This is a genomic window from Myxococcus sp. MISCRS1 (genome assembly GCF_026626605.1).
GTDB lineage: Bacteria > Myxococcota > Myxococcia > Myxococcales > Myxococcaceae > Myxococcus > Myxococcus fulvus.
Genome location: NZ_JAPNKB010000001.1, coordinates 836,038 through 856,162, shown reverse-complemented (window position 1 = coordinate 856,162; position 20,125 = coordinate 836,038). Strand labels below are relative to the sequence as shown.

Here is a 20,125-nt window from a genome sequence, read left to right as displayed (position 1 = left end):
GGCAGTCGTCGAGCGTAGGAAGGGGCTGATTCAGCCGTCAAAAGTTTTCTCGAACTCGACGATTCCTGAGAGCCTGAACTCAGACGCACCGCGGCATGAAACACGACAGCGAGGGACCGGCAGTGAGGGTTCACTGTGCTAGGAGAGCGCGCATATGACGACCGAGCAGCCGCGAGCCCGCCGCCCGCGCCGCCACTTCTCGATGATCCGCACCTTCGTGCTCGCCGACTTCGTGACGCTGGGCAACGGCTTCGCGGGAGCGGGGACCATCCTCGCCGCGATGCAGTACCTGGCGACGGGGCAGGTGCATTGGATGTGGGTGGCCTTCGCGCTGATGCCCCTGGCGCTGGTGATGGACTTCCTGGATGGACGCATCGCCCGGTGGCGCTTCAAGAAGTCGCCGCTGGGCGCGGACCTGGACTCGCTGGCGGACGTCATCTCCTTCGGGATGGCGCCGGCGGCGCTGGCGTTCGCGGTGGGGATGCGCGGGGCGCTGGACGTGGCGGTGCTGCTGTACTTCGTGGCGTGCGGCATCAGCCGGCTGGCGCGCTTCAACGTCACGTCGGCGGAGCTGGCCGACCCGACGGGGAAGGTGAAGTACTTCGAGGGCACGCCCATCCCCACCAGCCTGGCCCTGGTGATGGTGCTGGCGGTGGCCACCTACATGGGCCGCATCGGCGATGCGCTGTTGGGCGGCACCTGGGAGGTGGGGCCGCTGGTGCTGCACCCGTTGGTGCTGCTGTACGCGGCCAGCGGCAGCGCGATGATCTCCAAGACGCTGCGCATCCCGAAGATTTGAGGGAAACCGGACGTCGTAGGCCCCCCTGACACCGGGATTGGCCCTCGTGGGTGGTTGCCCGCCCCTGGGTGGGTGCCTAGTTTCGCCATCGGGTCCGCTCGGCTGCCTCACTGGCGGCAAGCAAGCGGCACAGGGCGATGGGCGCGGGGAAGGGGTGGAAGCCATGACGGGGCGCTGGGGCATTTGGGCCCTCGCGGTGTTGGGGCTGGTTGCGGGGTGCGCGGATCGCGAGCGCTCGACGCTCGCGGACGGGCGGTTGACGGCGACCCCGGGCGGGATGGATTTCCAGAAGGTGGCGCTCTACGACGCGCGCGAGACGGAGATCTCCCTGCGCAACGTGGGACGTGCGCCGGTGGACGTGAACGAGGTCTGGGTGGAGGGGCCGGAAGGCGCCTACCGGGCGGAGTTCACCAGCGACGTGCCCCACAGCCTGGTGCCTGGGAGCGCGGCGTCGCTGAAGGTGCGCTTCGCGCCGACGAAGGAGGGTGGGCAGCCGGCGATGCTGGTGGTGCGCTCGGACACGCGCATCGAGCCGCTCTTGCGCATCCCGCTGACGGGCTCGGGCGTGGACGCGTGGGCGCGGGTGTCGCCGCGCTCGCTGGACTTCGGGCGCATCGAGGCGGACTCCAGCAAGACGCTGGCGCTGTCGCTGGAGAACCCCACGGAGCTGGCGGTGGAGGTGACGCCCCGGCTGGTCGGCGCGGACAAGGACGAGTTCGTGGCGAAGTCCGTGGTGGTGGAGCCGGGCGCCAAGGTGGAGCTGCCCATCCAGTTCAACCCGGTGAAGGTGGGCCGCAAGCAGGTGGCGCTGGCGCTCACGCCGTGCCGGGGCTGCGCGGACGTGCCGGTGCTGGTGGCGGCCGAGTCGCTGGAGCAGGCGGTGGTGGCCGAGCCCCCGGTCCTCGACTTCGCCGCGGTGCCGGTGGACCGCGAGGCCTTCCGCGAGTCGCGCATCCGCAACATCAGCACCGAGCCCATGACGGTGAACCAGCTCACGCTGGACGGGCTGGACCTGTCCTATTCGCAGGCGAACACGGGCTTCCCGCTGGTGCTCCAGCCCGGCGAGGTGCGCGGGTTCCAGGTGCGCTACAGCCCCGGCCACATGGGGCCCGCGGAGGACATGGCGCGCTACCACGTGGTGAGCAAGCGCCACCCGACGACGGACGTGAAGCTCAAGGGCTTCGGCGGCGCGGCGGAGCTGTGCGTGTCGCCGGTGACGCACGACTTCGGCATGCAGCCGTTGGGCTCCAAGACGCGCGTCATGGTCAACGTGAAGAACTGCGGCTCGTCCAACGCGGGCGCGCTCACGCTGGAGTCGCTCACCTGGCAGCCGGACCCCTCGGGACCAGCGCAGTTCAACCACACGCCCTTGGCCATGCCGCACACGCTGCAGCCGGGGCAGGAGATCAACATCCCCGTCTTCTACGAGCCCACGCGCACGGGCTCCGCGTCGGGCGTGCTGGTGATGACGACGAACGCGTACTCCGCGGCCACGGTGCAGATGGACTTCCGCGGCACGGCCCTGGCGCACGCGCCCTGCGAGCTGGCGATCACTCCCATGGCGCTGGACTTCGGCACGGTGCCGCCGGGGCGGGGCGCGGTGCTGGGCGTGAAGCTGGAGAACAAGGGGCGTGACCTGTGCCCGGTGAAGAACATCCAGCTGCGCGACAGCGACGGCGGCGTGTTCCGCATGCCGGGTGGGGACCTGTTCGGCGTCATCATCTACCCGGGCGACTGGTTCAGCTTCCAGGTGGCGGTGCAGATGCCCGTCACCGGCGGCACCTTCGCGGGCACGCTGCAGGTGGAGCAGATGGAGCCGGCCAACCCGGTGGTGCTGGTGCCGCTCATCGCCAACGCGCAGGCGACGTGCCTCATCCCGTCGCCCTGGTACGTGGACTGGGGCGTGGCGCGGCGCGACTGTCCGCCCGAGCCGCGCGAGGTGAACTACCTCAACGCGTGCACCATGCCCGTGTCGGTGTCCAACGTGTGGATTGGCCCGGGCACCACGGACGGCGAGTTCTCCGTGAGCGGCGTGCCCACGCCGCTGCCCTTCACGCTGCAGCCGGGCGAGGCCTTCACGGTGGACCTGGACTACACCGCGCAGGTGTACGGCATGAACCTGTCGCCCCTGTTCGTGAGCTCCGACGACCTGGCCGCGCCGCTGCTGGTGCCGCTCATCGGCGAGTCCTCCAAGCGCACGGACAAGACGGACCACTTCACCCAGCAGGACGTGAGCAAGGTGGACGTGCTCTTCGTCGTGGACAACACCGCGTCCATGGTGGAGGAGCACCCGCGGCTCGTGTCGGCGATTCCGTCCTTCGTGGACGCGGCGCTGGCCAAGCAGGTGGACCTGCACGTGGCCGTCACGACGACGGGCATCACCAGCGTCTCCAACGCGTGCCCGGGCGGCGCCCAGGGGGGCGAGGCCGGCCGCTTCTTCCCGGCGGACAACGCCCGGCCGCGCATCCTCACCCAGAACACGCCGAACCTGACGACGCTGCTGCAGCAGAACGTGCAGGTGGGGCAGTGCGCCCAGGTGGAGCAGGGCTTCGAGGCGATGCGGCGGGCGCTGTCGCCGCCCCTGGTGAACAACGCGGATGATCCGCGCACGTCCCTGCCGCGCGACGGCAACCTGGGCTTCCTGCGCGACGCGGCCGCCCTGGTGGTGGTGTTCGTGGGCGACGAGGATGATCACTCGCCGGACGCGGTGGACACCTACGTGGCGTGGGCCCAGCAGCTCAAGGGGCAGAACCAGCCCCAGCGCGCGACGTTCTACGCCATCGCCCCCACGGCGACGGCGTGCGGCACCGCGGGCGGCACGGGCACGCGCTACGCGGAGGCCACCGCGCGCACCGGCGGCGAGGTGATGAACGTCTGCGCGGCCAACTACGGCCCGCTCCTGTCCGCGGTGGCCAACAAGGCCTTCTCCGCCCAGGACCGCTTCCCGCTGAGCGACTCGCCGGAGCCGGGCAGCGTGACGGTGACGGTCAACGGCGCCCCGGTGACGACGGGCTGGCGCTACGACGCGCCCACCAACAGCGTGGTCTTCACCAACGTGCCGGCGCCGGGCGCCAAGGTGTCCATCAGCTACCGCCGCTCGTGCGACGCCGGGTGAGCAGGCGGGCGCGGGCGGGGGCTTCCAGACAGGAGGTGTGAGCCAGTCGAAGGGCCGGTCATCCGGCCCTCGACGTTCATGTCGGTCCCGGGTGCTACAGGTCTGCTTCCGCCTGTGCGGATGACCAGAAAATTGGAGCGCTCCTCACGGTGTGTACCCTGAGGTCGTACCCGCTCCCGCCGAGGAGGCACCCGGTGATGTCCCCAGACTCCGAAGGAACCAAGACGACGAGCCCGGCCCGCCCCAGCGCGGCGCGCTCGCCGGGCCTGCGGGTCATCCAGGGCGAGGGCCGCCGCAAGGAGGAGCCGCTCGCTTCCCGGGATGCCGTCGCCCGCGCCCTGATGGAGGCCGGCGCCGACCTGCTCCTGCGCCGCATCTCTCCGGCGCGAGCCCAGGAAATCGAGCGCAAGGTGGACCGGGTCCTGGACCTGTTCGACCGGGTGGACCGGGCGCCGGTGCTGATGCCGGTGCTCAAGCGGCACCTGGACGAGCTGGAGGCGCTGATGCGCGAGACGCGCGAGGTCCGGGTGGCCCGGCGGTAGCGCGCGGGCCGCGATTAACCGGTTCCGCCATGCCTACAAGGGTTTGACCCCCCTGTCGTGTGGGCTTACGCTCGGGACTTCGCCGCGCCCGGATTCCGGTAGGCCACGGGCCGTGGGTATCCCTGTGGGAGTGCCGGTCAGGTCGCCGTGACCATTGAAACGTATGGCAGGTACCAGCTCCTGAAGCGACTCGCCATGGGCGGGATGGCGCAGCTTTATCTCGCGCGCCAGCAGGGCCCGGAGGGCTTCGAGAAGCTGGTGGTGGTGAAGCGGATCCTCCCGCACCTCGCGGAGAACGACGACTTCGTCAAGATGTTCCTGGACGAGGCACGCATCGCCGCGAGGCTGAACCACGCGAACGTGGTGCAGATCTTCGACCTGGGCGCGCAGGACGACTCGTTCTTCATCGCCATGGAGTACATCCACGGCGACGACCTGCGGCGCATCTGGAAGCAGTCGGAGGCGATGGGGCAGCCGGTGCCGGTGCCGCTGGTGTGCCGCATCCTCATCGAGGCGTGCTCGGGCCTGGACTACGCGCACAAGCGCACGGACCCGTCGACGGGGCGGCCCCTGGGCATCGTCCACCGCGACGTGTCCCCGCAGAACATCCTGGTGACGTTCGAGGGTGGGGTGAAGGTGGTGGACTTCGGTATCGCCAAGGCGGCGGACCAGGCCACCGTCACGCGCTCGGGCGTGCTGAAGGGGAAGTATTCGTACATGTCGCCGGAGCAGGCCGCGGGTCAGCGCGTGGACTGCCGGGCGGACATCTTCGCCTTGGGCGTGGTGCTGTACGAGCTGCTCACCTGCACGCGCCTGTTCAAGCGCCCCAGCGACATCCAGACGCTGGCGGCGGTGGCCGAGTGCAAGGTGCTGCCGCCCTCGCAGGTGAACCCCCGGGTGCCGCAGGACCTGGACGCCATCGTCCTCAAGGCGCTCGCGAAGGACCCGGTGGACCGCTACCAGGAGGCGGTCCACCTGCAACTGGCGCTCGAGGACTGGCTGAGCGCGAACCGGCTGCCCTCGTCCACGGCGCACGTCGCCGTGTACATGAAGGACATCTACGCGGAGCGGCTGGCGTCGGAGGCGCGCTCGGGCGAGGTGCCGATGGAGGACTCCGACCCCGCGTCGGGCTCCGGGCGCCAGGAGCAGGGCCCGCGCAGGAGCGGGCTGCGGCCGTCGTTGTCGCGCTCGGCGGTGGCGCCCGAGGGAGAGACGGCGGCGCTCAGGCCTCGCGGGCAGACGCGGAACACGGGGCGCATCGAGCTGGAGTCACCGGCGGGCCGGCTGACGGGCCAGCGCCGGGCGTTGGAGTCGTCGTCCGCGCCGGAGCGGGCGTCGCGCTCGGGGCTGGGCGCGGTGCCGGCGGCGCCGCGGGTGGAGGAGGACGCGCCGACGATGGACGGGCGCGCGGCGTCCCGGGCCACGCTGACGGACGTGAAGGCGGCCACCGAGCCCAAGCCCGAGGGCAGGCCGCCGACGCGGGCCGTGCCCGTCGTCGTGCACCACGGCCACCACGTGGAGGAGGACGCGCCCACGCTGGCGATGCCGGAGCTGGCGTCGACGCCGTCGCGGCCCTCCCGCCTGGCGCTGCCGGAGGTGGCGTCACCCTCGAGGCCCTCCCGCCTGGCGCTGCCAGTGCCGCGTGAGGAGGATGAGGAGCAGGAGGAGGACGCGCCCACCTTGTCGCTGGGCATGTCGCGGCCGGGGCGCAAGAAGGGCGCGGCGCGCACGGGCGAGGTGTCGCAGGCGACCACGTCACGGCTGGGCTGGTGGATCCCCGCGGTGGGGTTGGGGCTGGTGGTGCTGGTGCTGCTGTGGGCGTGGATGAAGCCGGGCGAGTCGGCGCCGGTGCAGGCGCGGCTGGAGACCGAGCCCGCGGGCGCGCGGGTGGTGTTCGACGGGCGCGAGTTGCCCGAGCGCACGCCGCTGACGCTGCCGGGGATGCCCGAGGGGCGCTACGCGCTCGTGGTGTCCCTGGAGGGCTACCAGGAGCTGAGGACGGAGCTGGAGGTGCAGGCCTCGGGGCCTTTGCCGCTGGGCGTGCTGAAGCTGGTGTCGGTGGCGCCGGCGGAGAAGAAGCCCGTGGCCGAGCCGGAGCAGGCGCCCGTGGAGGCGCCTCCCGCGCAGGTCGCCCAGAAGGTCCGCCTGCGGCTGGAGGCGCAGCCCGCGCAGGCGCTCGTGTACGTGGATGGGCGCCAGCAGGGTGCGGCGCCGCTGGTGGTGGAGTCCGCGCCGGGCGTGGCGCTGGCCGTCCGGGTGGAGGCCGCGAAGCACCACCCGCTGGAGCGCACCGTGACGGTGGGCTCGGGGCCGGAGCAGGTGGAGCGCTTCACGCTGCAGCCTGAGGCGAGGGTGGCCCCGGTGGTGACGCCGCCTCGTCCGCCCCGGCAGGAGGTCCGCGCGGAGACGCGGATGGCGAAGGTGCGCTTCGCCGTCAGGCCGTGGGCCGAGGTGACGTGTGGAGGGAAGAAGCTGGGCGAGACGCCCTTCGAGGCGGTAGAGCTGCGCGTTGGCAGCTATGACTGCAAATTCTTCAATCCCGACCTCAAGAAGACGCTCAGTCGACGTATCGAAGTGAAGCCCATCGACCTGAACGTCGTGAGCGTGAAGTTCGAATAGCGCACATGCTCCGGAAGCTCCCTTGACGCTCCTCGCCGGTACGCAGATCGGCAAGTATGTCGTCCGCCGCAAGCTCGCGGAGGGCGGGATGGCGGAGATCTACCTCTGCACCGCCCGGGGCGCGGAGGGCTTCGAGAAGGAAGTGGTCATCAAGCGGGTGCGCGCGTTCCTGGCGAGCGACCCGGAGTTCGTGGGGATGTTCATCGCGGAGGCCCGGCTGGCCTCGCGGCTCAACCACGCGAACGTGGTGCAGATCTTCGACTTCGACAAGCACGAGGACACGTACTACCTGGCGATGGAGTACGTGCGCGGCTGCTCGCTGTGGGAGCTGCGGCGCAAGTGCAAGGAGCTGATGGAGCCGATGCCGCCGGTGCTGGTGGCGCACATCGGCGCGGAGGTCGCCCGGGGGCTGCACTACGCGCACCGGCTGAAGGTGAACGGGCACCCGCTGGACCTGGTGCACCGCGACGTGACGCCGCACAACGTGCTGCTCTCGTACGACGGCGCGGTGAAGCTGACGGACTTCGGCATCGCCAAGGCGGGCAAGAAGCTCACGCAGCCGGGGATGCTCAAGGGCAAGTTCGCGTACATGTCCCCGGAGCAGTCGCGGGGCGAGGACGTGGACTCGCGAACGGACCTGTTCGCGCTGGGCGTGGTGCTGTGGGAGATGCTGACGGGCGGGCGGCTGTTCGACGGGGACTCAGAGCTGGCGGTGCTGCGGGCGGTGCAGCACAGCGTCATCCCGCCCCCGGCGCGGCTCAACCCGGAGGTGCCCGAGGAGCTGGACGCGGTGGTGATGCGCGCGCTGGAGAGGGAGCCGGCCGCGCGGTTCCAGACGGCGGGAGAGCTGGAGCGCGCCCTGGCGCAGTGCGTGTTGCGGCACGCCCGCTCCGTGGATGACACGGACCTGGCGGGCTTCCTGCGGCGGCTGTTCCCCACGACGCCCACCATGGCGCTGCCCGCGGTGCAGGAGCGCACGCAGGTGCTGCCGGGCGAGCAGGGGCCCGAGGGTGACGACGAGGACGTCGCGCCGCTGGCTCCGTCGCGCAGGGAGCCCACCGCGGTGATGAGGCCGGGGCGGACGGGTGGGGCGCCGTCCTCGCCCGACGAGGACTTCGACGCGTCCACCTTCGTGCTGCCCCGGCGCGACGAGGCCGTGATGGAGGCGCCGCTCGTCCCGTTGCCGCCCATGGCCACGCCGATGATGCCGCTGCCGGCGGTGGCGTCGTCGCCGGTGCCTCGCAGGCCCACGCCGTCTTCGCTTCCTCCCGTGGCCGCGCCGCTGGCCTCGGTGCGCCCGAGCCGCCCGGAGGGGACCCCCTCGGTTGCGTTGCCGCTCGAGAAGGAGACCTCCGGCGTGTCGGCGGTGCCCGCTCGGACGCCGAGCCGTCCGGGCGACGTGGCCGCTGTCTCGCGACGGGACTCACTCGCGGAGCATGACGACGCGGTCTCCGACGTGTCCGGGGGGGCGGCGACATCCTCGCCCCGGCCGGAGGGTGCTCCGGAGCCCGTCGGTGAGGGAGACTCGGGAGCCTGGGCGCAACGAGACGCGAGCCAGGGCCGTGCGCGGACCTCGACGGACGGGAACCACGTCGCGGTGCCCGATGCGCGGGCAGGGGGGCCACAGTCCCTGTCGGGCAGTGAGGTCCCCACCGTCACCGATTCCTCGCCGGGCAGCGCTTCGACCTCGAAGTCGCGGCGACCGAGGACGTGGCTGCTCGTCGGCAGCCTGGGCCTGTCGCTGCTCGTGTCCGCCATCGTGGTGACCCAGGACCGATGGAACCCGGTGCCGACGGGCACGCAGACCCCTTCCACCTCCGCGGTGAAGACTCCGCCCGAGGCCGTTCCCGCGCCGAGCGAGTTCAGCGCGCGGGGTGGCACGGGGCAGGCTCCCACCGCGCCGAAGGCCGACGTGGAGACCGGTGACGCCGCGAGCCCGGTGGTGGAGCCCTCGTCCGCCGATTCAGAGGCCGAGGTCGAGGGGATGAAGCGCGAGGAGGTGCTCGCGGCGGGACCGCCTCCCTCGAAGGGAGGAGACTCCGTCCCCGAGCCCTCGTCGCAGGTCCCCGCGAGCACGGGCACGCTGCTCGTCCGGGCCACGCCGTATGCCACGGTCTTCCTCGACGGACGGAAGCTGGGCGAAGTCTCCGGCCGAGCGACCTTCAAGCTCGCGCCGGGCACCTACAAGCTGCTCTTCCATCATCCCGCGGGCGAGAAGCTCTTCGTCATCACCCTCTCCGCGGGCGGCACGGTGACGCGAGAGTTCCGACCGCCGCGCGGTCGTTGAACCTCCGCGGCGACGTCGCCCCCCGAAGCATCGCGTCGTCTGCGCCGCGCGCCGTGAGCTGACCCGGCCCGACTGCATCCCCGTTCCGCCCTCGCGCCACGCGTGACGGAGCCCCGCTTCGTCCGCATCACTCCGCGTCCGAGTCGCACGCCGGGTCTCCCGTCACCCCGCGTCGCGCGTCGCCTCGTGGAAAACCGAGGGGTCCTCCGGGTCCGCGAGCACTCCGTTCGAAGCGCCGTCCGCTCGGGCGCGGGCGCACTCGCCGTCTTTCTCGAAAGCGTGAACAGGCCGACAGCACAACAGCCCTGTAGCGGTCTGCCTTGACACCGAATGGTCGTTTCTGGCACTCAGTGTCCTCTACTGAGTGGCTTATATTCAATGGAACCGATGGACCTGTTGGCTCCCGACGAGATTGCTCGGATCGAGCGCGAGAACGCGGGCGGTCTGCCCGCGAGCGCCATCCTTGAAATCTTTCGTCCGAGGGGCGTGAGGCTGTCGGAGGCGACCTTCCGCAAGTACGTCCAGGCGGGGTTGCTACCGAGGAGTCGCCGGGTGGGGCGGAAGGGGAAGCACCAGGGGAGCCTGGGGCTCTACCCCGTGGAAGCGGTGCGCCGGATCAATGTCATCAAGAAGATGATGGCGGAGGGGCACACCCTGGAGGACATCAAGAAGTCCTTCGTCTTCCACCGCAACCACATCGACCAGGTGGAACGCGACCTCGGCGGTCTATTGGATGGGCTCCAGGAGGAGTTGGGAGAGCGCGCCTTCGGGGGGGAGCATCGACGTTCGCTCGAGGCGGAGTTGGCAACGCTGCGGCAAAGAGCGCAGGATCTGGTCCGGGACGTGGCCCGGCTGGGCAGCGCGGTGACCGCACGCGAAGACGAAACGATGAGTTCGCAATAAGATGCCGGCCCTGCAACCGGTGGACCCGGTTAGACTGGCCTCACGTGGAGGGGACATGTCGGAAGTGAAGCAAGTGGAGGAGGGCGGAGACCAGGCGCAAGAGGACCTGGCGCAGGAGCGCCGACGGTCCAAGACGATGTCGCGCAAGGAGATGGCGCGTGATTTGCGCCGCCGTCGGCTCACCGGGCAGGTGGACCCGGAAGAGGCGGACCTGCTCAAGCAGATGGACGACACCCGGCCGCGCACGCGCGCGGACTGCGTGAACGGACCGCGTCCGTGCATGTTCGTCTCCTGCAAGCACAACCTGTATCTGGACGTGAACCCGGAGACGGGGTCCATCAAGCTCAACTTCCCGGACAAGGAGATCTGGGAGCTGGAGCACACCTGCGCCCTGGACGTGGCGGAGAAGGGCGGCATCACGCTCGAGGAGGTGGGGGAGATCATGAACCTCACCCGTGAGCGCATCCGCCAGGTGGAGACGCGCGGGCTGATGAAGCTGCGCGAGGCCACCGAGGCCGAGCCTCCTGTCTCGGCCCGCAAGCCCTGAATCGACCGGCGGCCTGGTGCCGCCAACGTCGCGCCGACGTGTTGCGTTGACACCCCAGGGGGTGGTTGCTAGTACCGCCGCTTCCCGCACACCGAGGCGCACACGTGCTGGCACTCCTCAGCGTTTCCGATAAGCGCGGTCTGGTTCCCTTCGCCCAGGGGCTGGTTCACCTGGGGTTCCGGTTGCTGTCGACGGGGGGAACCTTGGAGGCGCTCAAGGGCGCCGGCATCCCCGCCTCCCAGGTGTCCGAGCACACGCAGAGTCCCGAGATTCTCGGCGGCCGCGTGAAGACGCTCCACCCGCGCATCCACGGCGGCATCCTCGGCCGCCTGGAGCTGGAGGCGGACCGCGAGGAGATGAAGGCGCACGGCATCGAGCCCATCTCCCTGGTCGCGGTGAACCTGTATCCGTTCCGTCAGACGGTGGCGTCGGGCGCGGCGGAGGCGGACGTCATCGAGCAGATTGATATCGGCGGGCCGGCGATGGTGCGCGCCTCCGCGAAGAACTTCCGCCACGTGGCCGTGGTGGTGGACCCGGACGACTATCCGTCGGTGCTCGCGGAGCTGGAGCAGCACAAGGCGGTGGGCGAGGCGACGCGGCGCAAGCTGATGCGCAAGGCGTTCGCGCACACGGCGGCCTACGACGCGTCCATCTCCGCGTGGCTGTCCGCGCAGGCAAGCGAGCCCTTCCCCGGAGAGCTGTCGCTGTCGTTCAAGAAGGCGCAGGACCTTCGCTACGGGGAGAACCCGCACCAGCGCGGTGCTTTCTACCGCGAGCACTCGGCGCCCTCGGAGCCGACGGTGGGCTTCGCCAAGGTGCTCCAGGGCAAGGAGCTCTCGTACAACAACATCCTGGACCTGGACGCGGCGCTGGGCCTGGCGCTCGAGTTCGCCGAGCGGCCCGCCGCGGTCATCATCAAGCACAACACGCCGTGCGGCGTGGCGGTGGATGACGCGCTGGTGAAGGCGTACCGCACGGCGCGGGCGGTGGATGAGACCTCCGCGTTCGGCGGCATCGTGGCGTTCAACCGCGAGGTGGACGAGGCCACCGCGCAGGCGATGGCGGAGACGTTCCTGGAGGCGGTCATCGCCCCCTCGTACTCGCAGGCGGCGCTGCAGGTGCTGGCGGCCAAGAAGAACCTGCGGCTCTTGGAGGCGGGCGCGGCGCTCGCGTCTCCGACCGCGCGGCCAAGGGCCCAACTGGACGGCCGGAGCGTGTCCGGAGGCCTGCTGCTGATGGACCGGGACGCGGTGGAGCCGGAGCTGGGGTGGAAGGTGGTGTCCAAGCGGGCCCCCACACCGGACGAGGAGCGCGCCCTGCGCTTCGCCTGGAAGGTGTGCAAGCACGTCAAGAGCAACGCCATCGTCTTCGCCTCGGGCAGCCAGCTGTTGGCGCAGGGCGGCGGACAGACGAACCGGGTGGACTCGGTCCGAATCGCGATGCAGCGCGGCGGAGCGGCCCTCCAGGGGAGCGCCGTGGCCTCGGACGCCTTCTTCCCCTTCCGGGACGGCCTGGACGAGGCGGCCCGGGCGGGTGCGACCTGCGTCATCCAGCCGGGCGGCTCTGTTCGGGATGCGGAGGTCATCGCCGCCGCGGACGAACATGGGATGGCCATGGTGGTGACCGGAGTGCGACACTTCCGGCACTGACTCATGCGCATCGTCTGCCAGAAATGCGCCGCCGCCTATGCCATCGATGATCGACTGATCACGGCAAAGGGCGTCCGCGCGCAATGTCCCCGCTGCCGCAACCTGCAGCTCGTCCGGCGGGATCCCTCGGCCGCGCCTTCACAGGACGCGCCAGCGGCCCCGTCACGTCCCGCGGCGCCCGCTTCCTCCGCGCCGCCTCCCGCGGATGACCTGTTCGGTGACTTCGGCGCCCCGGCGCCGACGCCCGCGCAGGCGCCCGCCGCTCCGGCCCGGCCCGCGAAGGCCGCGGCGCCGGAGGCCGACCTGTTCGGAGACTTCGGTGCGATGCCGGAGCCCTCGCCGAGCAGCGCGCCGCCGGTGGACCCGTTCGCCGACCTGGGCGGGCCCGCGCCGGCGCCCTCGGCGGGAGCGGATCCGCTGCTCGACTTCCTGGGGCCCGCGCCCACCTCGCCGCCCGCGCCCGTGGCTCGCATCTCCTCGGAGCCCGGCGCGGTGCCTGTCTCCGTGGCGCCGCCGCGTCCCGCCGCGCCTCCGCCCGCCGCTGCCGCCGCGCCGAAGCCGGCGACGATGGGGTGCCGCACCTGCAACAAGCCGCTCGTCGACCCGTTCGACCAGGCGCTCGGCATCTGTGATGCGTGCCGTCAGCGCGAGTCCGCGGGCAGTGCGCCCAAGTCGGCCGCGCCCGTCGCCGCTCCGGGAAGCATGGACTTCCTGCCCCCGCTCACCGCGCCCGAGGAAGGTGGGGTGGACGCCTCGCTGGGGCAGAGCATGCGGGACGACGTGAGCTCGATGCGGGGCCCGCCCGCGCCGGAGCTGGGCGCGGAGCCGCGCAGTGGCAAGCGCGCCGCGGCGCGTCCGCCGTCCAACGTGCGCTCGGGCTCCGCGCAGAAGCAGGGCTCGTCGGGCGGTGGGGGGCGCTGGGGATTGGTGGGCGGGCTGGTGCTCGTGCTCGGTGGCGCGGGGGTGGGCGGCTACTTCTACCTGCAGCATCAGGAAGAGGCGCGGCAGGCGGCCGCGACGCCCGTCGTGGCGCCCATCCCCGAGGTCATCCAGACGGTGCTCCCGCGCTGGAAGCTGAAGTACCTGGAGCTGGAGGGCACGAGCGCGCAGCGACTCGAGGACGGCCGGCGGCAGCTGGCCCGCGAGGAGCGCTCCGCGTACACGGAGGCCGAGGAGTCCTTCCAGCAGGCGTTGTTGCTGGACCCTCGCAGCGACGAGGCCATCGCGGGCTATGTCCAGTCGCTCGCGCTGGGGCGCGGCGCGGGGTTGGATGACGGGGCCTTCAAGGAGGCGAGCGAGCTGGTCGAGGCCGCCCAGTCGCGCGCTGGGCGCGTGCCCCAACTGCTCCTGGCGGAGGCGAACCTGTTGCTGACGCGCTCGCGGCAGAGCGCGCCGCGTGAGCGGGCCCGGGTGCTGGCGGAGGAGTCGCTGGCGCACGCGAAGGCGACGGATGCGCAGAAGGCGGAGGCGCATCTGGTGATGGGCCGCGTCTACCTGTCGTCGTCCGGGGGGCTGGCGGACCAGCAGTTCGGCATGGCGCAGAAGCTCGCTCCGGACCTCAAGCGCATCCAGTACTACCGGGCGCTCGCGCACGAGTCCGCGGGTGAGTACAAGCTCGCGCTGGAGACGCTGCGCAAGCGCCTGACGGCGGACCCCCGGGACTGGGACAGCCTGGCGGCCACGTCACGCATCTACCAGGAGGTCGGTGAGCCGCAGGAGGCGCGCAAGCTGTACGAGGCGCGCGTGAAGGCGGACCCCGGGGAGCTGCGGGCGCTGCTGCCGCTCGCGGTGCTGCGCTATCAGGCGGAGGGCAATGCCGCCGCGGGCGTGCGAGAGCTGCGGGCGCTGTTGAAGACGCGCGAGCGACATGACCACCGCGACGTGGCGCAGGTGCTCGTGCACCTGGCCGCCGCCGAGCGCGCCGCGGGCAACAGCGAAGCGGGCGTGAAGGCCGCGGAAGAGGCGCTGGGCCTGGCGAAGGAGCTGCCCGAGGCGCACCTGCAGGTCTTCCTGGTGGCGCTGGAGCAGCGCGACGCGGCGAGGGCGCGCAAGCACCTGGACGGCATCAAGGGTCGGCTCGAGGACCGCGCGCTGGAGGCGGTGCTGGAGGGCCGCCTGCTGCTCGTGGAGAAGAAGCCCCTGGAGGCCCTGGAGCGCTTCCAGACGGCGACGAGCCTGGATGCGCGGCGGCTGGACGCGCAGTTGCTGGCGGGCGTGGCCGAGGCCGCGGCGAAGCGGAGCACGGAGGCGTTCCGGGTGCTGAAGCAGGCCCTGGCGGCGGACCCGCTGCGGCTGGAGCCCCGGCCCGTGAGCACGCGCTTCTGGCTGCGGCCCGCGGAGACGGTGAGGGGCGTGGAGGGCACCATCCTCGCGCTCGCGCAGAACCCCGATGACCCCGGCCCCTCCCTCTACGAGGGCGTCCTGCGCTTCCACCAGGGGGATCTGGACGCGGCGGACCGGCACCTGCGCGACGTGCTGGAGTCGGACGCGAACAACGCGGACGCGCTGGCGTACCGCTCGCTCATCGCCTCGCGCAAGGGCAACACCACGGAGGCGCGGGCGCTGTCGGCGCGCGCGGTGTCGGCGGGGCGGCAGCACCCGGTGGCGCACCTGGCGCATGGCTGGGCGCTGGCGGAGGGCCGTCAGGTGGAGCCCGCCAAGCGCGCGCTGCGGGATGCGCTGGGGTTGTCTCCCACGCTCTGGTCCGCGAGGGTGCGGCTGGCGGAGCTGGAGTCCACGCAGCGGCGAGCCGAGGCGCGCAAGGAACTCGTGAGCGTGGTGGGGTTGGACCCCGAGTACCTCCCCGCCAAACGGATGCTCTACCTGTTGGACAGATGAGGTGGATGTGAAGGTCCTGTTGCTGGGTTCCGGAGGCCGTGAGCACGCGCTGGCGTGGAAGCTGTCGCAGAGCCCGCGCCTGACGCGGCTGTGGTGTGCCCCGGGCAACCCGGGCACCGCGAAGCTGGCCACGAACGTGCCGGTGAAGGCGGACTCGCCGGACGAGGTGGTGGCGCTGGCGAAGCGCGAGTCGGTGGACCTGGTGGTGGTGGGGCCGGAGGCGCCGCTGGTGGCGGGGGTGGCGGACGCGCTGGCGAAGGCGGGCATCGCCTGCTTCGGACCGGTGGCGGGCGCCGCGCTCATCGAGGGCTCCAAGGCCTTCGCCAAGGAGATCATGGCCGAGGCGGGCGTGCCCACGGCGGCCTTCCGGACCTTCACGGACGCGGCGGAGGCGGAGGCCTACGCGGTGGCGCAGGGCCGCATCGTCGTCAAGGCGGACGGGCTGGCCGCGGGCAAGGGCGTCATCGTCGCGCATGACGTGGAGGCCGCGCGCGAGGCGGTGCGGGCCGTGGCGGCCCTGGGCTCGTCGGGTCAGCGCATGGTGCTGGAGGAGCTGCTCGAGGGCGAGGAGGTCTCCGCCATGGCGCTCTGCGACGGCGAGCGCTACGTGATGCTGCCCCTGTCACAGGACCACAAGCGCGTGGGGGATGGCGACACCGGTCCGAACACGGGCGGCATGGGGGCCTACAGCCCGGCGCCCTTCCTGGACGCGCGGCAGCTGGCGGAGGTGGGCGAGAGCGTCATCGCGCCCACGCTGGCGGTGCTGCGTCGGCGCGGGCTTGCGTTCCGGGGCGTGCTGTACGCGGGGCTGATGCTCACGCGGAGCGGCCCCAAGGTGCTGGAGTTCAACGCGCGCTTCGGAGACCCGGAGACGCAGGTGTTGATGATGCAGCTGGGGGAGGACCTGCTGCCGCTGGTGGATGCGTGCGCGCGGGGGCAGCTGGAGTCGAGGCCGCTGGTGGCCGCGTCCGGCGCTTCGGTGGGCGTGGTGGTGGCGGCGGAGGGTTATCCCGAGTCCCCGCGCAAGGGGCAGCGCATCGACGGGGTGGACGCGGTGCCGGCGGACGCGTTGGTGTTCATCGCGGGCGCGGAGGAGCGGGGTGGGGCGCTGGTGACCAGTGGCGGACGCGTGCTGACGGTGTGCGCCCGGGGCGAGGACCTGGCGCGGGCGCGGGAGCGCGCCTACGCGGCGGTGGAGGCGGTCCGCTTCGAGGGCATGCACTTCCGTCGTGATATCGGCGCGAAGGGGCTGAAGGCGACGCCGTGACGCGCATCTCGCGTTATCTGCTCAAGGAGCTGCTGGTGCCGCTCGGTGTCTGGGTGGCCTTCATGTTCCTGCTGCTCTTCGTGATGCAGTTCCTGCGGGGCACGGACGTGCTCTTGGGTTCGTCCGTGACGCTGACGGACCTGGGCCGGCTGGTGGCGTACCTGACGCCGCACTTCCTGATGATGGCGCTGCCCATCGCCTTCCTGCTGGCCATCCTGCTGGGGCTGGGGCGGCTGGGCGAGGACCGCGAGCTGACGGCGCTCCAGGCGTTGGGCGTGGGGCCCTCGCGGCTGCTCGCGGCGCCCATGGGCATCGCGGTGGCGCTCAGCGCGCTCATGCTGCTCATCACCTCCACCGCGCAGCCGTGGGGGCTCACCGGCGTGAAGGAGCTGGTGAGCGAGGTCATCCGCAAGAACGTCGTGGGCGACGTGAAGTCGGGGACCTTCTACGAGGACCTGAGTGACCTGACGCTGTACGCGGAGAAGGTGTCCGCGGACGGCAAGTGGACGAACGTGCTGCTGCACGATGACCGCGAGGCGAGCTCGCCCCTGCTCGTGCTGGCGCATCGCGGACAGGTGGGCACGTCCAACAGCGGCGAGGTGCTGCGCTTCGCGCTGGAGGACGGCGAGGTGCACCGCTCCGGGCGCGCGAGCGAGGACTACAGCGTCATCCACTTCGATGGCGCGGAGATCAGCGTGGGCGTGGGTGCGTCCATGGGCAAGCGGGGCCGCTTCACCTCCGCGAAGGAGGAGCTGACGCCGGTGGAGTTGATGCAGGCGGCGAGCGAGGCGGAGGCGCAGGGCGGCGACGCGCGAGGCTTCCGGATGGCGCTGCACAGCCGATTGGGGGGCGCGCTGGCGCCCATCGCGTTCGCGCTGCTGGGCACGCCGCTGGCCATCGGTCGGCGACAGGCGGGCCGCGCGTGGGGCTACCTGCTGACGCTGGGTGGCTACGTCCTGTACTACCTGCTCAGCCGGGCCTTCGAGCAGCTGGGACAGCAGGGCAAGCTGCCGGCGGCGCTCGCGGGACAGCTGGCCAACGTCGTGTTCATGGTGGTGGGGGCGGTGGCCCTGTATCGGGTGAGCCGCTCGGGGACGGTCCGGTGAGACTGACGCTCTTCGGCTATGTGCTGCGGACGTACGTGCGCTTCGCGCTGGGAATCCTCGGCGGCCTGGTGCTCGTGTTCGTGGTGGTGGACTTCGTGGACCGGGCGAAGACGTACACGGGCCCGGGCTGGGTGACGGACGCGGCGAAGCTCTACGGCTACAAGGCGCTGATGGCCGTCCAGCAGCTGGGGCCGGCCGCGCTGCTGTTGGCCGCGGGCACCACGGTGTCCGCGCTGCGCAAGCAGGGGGAGGTGACGGCCATCCGCGCGCTGACCTTCGGCCCCTCCGCGCTGTACATGCCGGTGCTGGCGTTCGGCCTGTTGGCCTGCTCGGGCCTGGTGGTCTTCGACGAGGTCGTGGCGACGCACGCCGGGCGCCGCGTGGACGAAATCACCACCCAGCGCTTCAACCGCTGGGGGGACTGGCGCTTCTACTACACGCCGAAGCAGTGGTTCCGCCGAGGGGACCGCATCTTCTTCCTCCGCGCGGGCAGCGCGCAGGAGGGCTTCCAGGATGTGTCCATCTTCACCCTGTCGCGCGAGTTCGAGCTGCGAAGCCGACTGGACGCGGCGCGCATGGAGTGGCTGGACGGCAACCGCTGGCGACTGACGGGCGTGGTGGAGCGCACGTTCAGCGGGGAGCAGGACACGGCGGTGAAGAGCCTGGAGAGCGCGGAGTACGAGCTGGGCATCGCCGCCTCGGCCTTCCGCATCCGCCCGGGCCGTCCGGAGCAGATGCGCGTGCGGGAGCTGCGCGAGCAGATCGTCGCGCGGCGCGAGGTGGGGCTCGCCACCAAGCAGTTCGAGCTCGCGCTGCACAACCGCTTCGCCTATCCGCTGGCGGCGCTGCCGGCCGCGCTGCTGGGGGTGGGGCTGGCGCTGCGAAACAGCCGCAAGGGCCACCTCACCGCCGCCATCGTCGAGGGCCTGCTCGTGGCGGTGGGCATGTGGGGCCTGATGATGGTGTGCCGCACGTTGGTGCTGACGGAGCGCCTGTCACCCCCGGTGGCGGCGTGGACACCCCCCGTCATCCTCGTGCTGGTGGCCGCCGCGCTCTGGCTCCGTCGGGAGGGGTTTCTTCACGTGCCCCGTCGTTGGCTCGCCGTGAGATAGCGTGAACCCCCTCATGGACCAACCCTCCCAGCCCCGGCTGGAGATTCTTCTTCGTCGCGTCGTGGCCGGAGTGCTGCTCGCCTGGGCCGTGGGACTCGTGCTGGCGGAGGTCGTGCTGCAGGTGGCCGCGTCCGCCGCGGTGCTGCTCTCGCTGGTGCTGTTGGCGAAGCGGAGGCTCGTGCTCGCCAGGGACGTGCGCGCGTATGTCCTGGCGAGCGTGGCCTTGTGCGCGTGGCAGGTGGTGTCGCCCGCGCTCGCGCTCATGACGGGCGCGGCGGCGGCGTGGCCGCGGAGCTCCCGCTACGGGCAGGTGCTCGACGCGGTGGCGGGCGCGGCGGTGGCGTGCGTGGGCTCGGTGGGGGTGCCCTGGTTGGCGCTTGCCGGGACGGTGTTGGGCGGGTGGTTGTTCGCGGCGGGCCTGGGCGTCTTCCAGAACCGCGTGCGCTGGCCCTGGGAGCCCCCCGCGTTCCTGAAGCTGAACCTGGCCCGGCTGCACGAGAACTTCGGCACGGAGGCCTCACCGCGCTACGCGGCGGGCGGTATCTTCTTCCACCGGTTGCGCTTCGCGCACGGCGCCATCGCCGCGCTGGGGCCCGCGCTGGCCATCCTCGGAGGCTCCGAGGTCGCGCGCCGTCGGCTGATGGCGGGCGTGGTGGTGCTGGGCATGTTGGTGTCCATCTACAACGCGTTCGCGCGCGCGGCGCTCGGCGCGGCGTTGATGGTGAGCGTGGTGGCGCTGCTGCTGCTCGTGAGCGGCCTGGCGCGCAGGGTGGGGCTGGGTCTCATCGCCGGATTGATTGTCGTCGTGCTTGCGTCTCCCGCGTGGCGCGCGCGCCTGGGGAAGGCGGCGGACAACATCTACGGCGGCGAGCGCGAGCTGGCGATGACGGTGGGTTGGAGCCTCGTCCAGGACCACCCCTGGGTGGGCGTGGGCTTCGGCAACCACAAGGCGGCGGTGCTCGCGCGGCAGGACGAGTCGGGCATCACGGACCTGCTGGCCACGGACTCGCACAACCTCTGGCTCACGGTGTGGGCCGAGACGGGGCTGGTGGGGCTGGTGTTGATGCTCACGGTGCACGGCCTGTTGGGCTGGGCGCTCATCCGTCGACACCGCGCGGGGTCGATCGCGGCCACCGGCGCGCTGCTCTCGTTCGTGGGCTTCCACATCCTCGCGCTCGTGCACTACCTGCCGTTCCACTCCAGCGTGCACCTGTCGTTCGCGCTCGTGTGGGGACTGGGGCTGTGCGAGGGGAGCGGGGTGCTTCGCGGCGCGGCGCCACGTCGGCCCGCCGCGCCGGCGCCCGCCGCGCGCGAGTGAGGTCCGAGCGGCGTTGCGTGTCG

Annotated in this window: 13 protein-coding genes; all 13 read left to right on the top strand. The window is 71.6% G+C overall.

Annotated features, from left to right (window positions below):
• Positions 1 to 154 precede the first annotated feature (154 nt).
• The 13 genes from pssA to OWM54_RS03045 all read left to right on the top strand — a co-directional run bounded on the left by pssA (position 155) and on the right by OWM54_RS03045 (position 20,102).
• Entirely contained in the window at positions 155 to 799 is a 645-nt protein-coding gene (gene pssA / locus OWM54_RS03105) for a CDP-diacylglycerol--serine O-phosphatidyltransferase (RefSeq protein ID WP_267696579.1), read from the top strand.
• A 163-nt stretch (positions 800 to 962) separates the two neighbouring features.
• Positions 963 to 3,914, top strand: a complete 2,952-nt coding sequence (locus OWM54_RS03100) for a choice-of-anchor D domain-containing protein (RefSeq protein ID WP_267696578.1) — start codon at positions 963 to 965, stop codon at positions 3,912 to 3,914.
• A gap of 197 nt (positions 3,915 to 4,111) precedes the next feature.
• On the top strand, positions 4,112 to 4,456 hold the full coding sequence (locus OWM54_RS03095; protein ID WP_046713170.1) for a hypothetical protein: 345 nt from the start codon (positions 4,112 to 4,114) through the stop codon (positions 4,454 to 4,456).
• Positions 4,457 to 4,603: 147 nt separating this feature from the next.
• A complete protein-coding gene (locus OWM54_RS03090; protein ID WP_223784699.1) occupies positions 4,604 to 7,075 on the top strand; it encodes a serine/threonine-protein kinase in 2,472 nt (823 codons plus the stop codon).
• A 22-nt stretch (positions 7,076 to 7,097) separates the two neighbouring features.
• On the top strand, positions 7,098 to 9,362 hold the full coding sequence (locus tag OWM54_RS03085; protein WP_267696577.1) for a serine/threonine protein kinase: 2,265 nt from the start codon (positions 7,098 to 7,100) through the stop codon (positions 9,360 to 9,362).
• Positions 9,363 to 9,740: 378 nt separating this feature from the next.
• Positions 9,741 to 10,265, top strand: a complete 525-nt coding sequence (locus OWM54_RS03080) for a MerR family transcriptional regulator (protein ID WP_223750101.1) — start codon at positions 9,741 to 9,743, stop codon at positions 10,263 to 10,265.
• 55 nt (positions 10,266 to 10,320) lie between these two features.
• On the top strand, positions 10,321 to 10,812 hold the full coding sequence (locus OWM54_RS03075; RefSeq protein ID WP_141322767.1) for a sigma factor-like helix-turn-helix DNA-binding protein: 492 nt from the start codon (positions 10,321 to 10,323) through the stop codon (positions 10,810 to 10,812).
• Positions 10,813 to 10,916: 104 nt separating this feature from the next.
• Positions 10,917 to 12,461: a bifunctional phosphoribosylaminoimidazolecarboxamide formyltransferase/IMP cyclohydrolase gene (gene purH, locus OWM54_RS03070; protein ID WP_223750100.1), complete on the top strand. Its 1,545-nt coding sequence runs from the start codon at positions 10,917 to 10,919 to the stop codon at positions 12,459 to 12,461.
• A gap of 3 nt (positions 12,462 to 12,464) precedes the next feature.
• A complete protein-coding gene (locus OWM54_RS03065) occupies positions 12,465 to 15,299 on the top strand; it encodes a zinc-ribbon domain-containing protein (protein ID WP_267696576.1) in 2,835 nt (944 codons plus the stop codon).
• A 1-nt stretch (position 15,300) separates the two neighbouring features.
• Entirely contained in the window at positions 15,301 to 16,566 is a 1,266-nt protein-coding gene (gene purD / locus OWM54_RS03060; RefSeq protein WP_267696575.1) for a phosphoribosylamine--glycine ligase, read from the top strand.
• Positions 16,563 to 17,672 carry an LptF/LptG family permease gene (locus tag OWM54_RS03055; protein WP_223750097.1) on the top strand — a complete coding sequence of 370 codons (1,110 nt, stop codon included), beginning with the start codon at positions 16,563 to 16,565 and terminating at the stop codon, positions 17,670 to 17,672. Before purD ends, OWM54_RS03055 begins: the two co-directional genes overlap by 4 nt.
• Complete coding sequence (locus OWM54_RS03050; protein ID WP_223750096.1) at positions 17,669 to 18,784, top strand: LptF/LptG family permease; 1,116 nt, start codon at positions 17,669 to 17,671, stop codon at positions 18,782 to 18,784. Before OWM54_RS03055 ends, OWM54_RS03050 begins: the two co-directional genes overlap by 4 nt.
• Before the next feature lie 13 nt (positions 18,785 to 18,797).
• On the top strand, positions 18,798 to 20,102 hold the full coding sequence (locus OWM54_RS03045; RefSeq protein WP_324289040.1) for an O-antigen ligase family protein: 1,305 nt from the start codon (positions 18,798 to 18,800) through the stop codon (positions 20,100 to 20,102).
• The last annotated feature ends 23 nt before the right edge of the window (positions 20,103 to 20,125 follow it).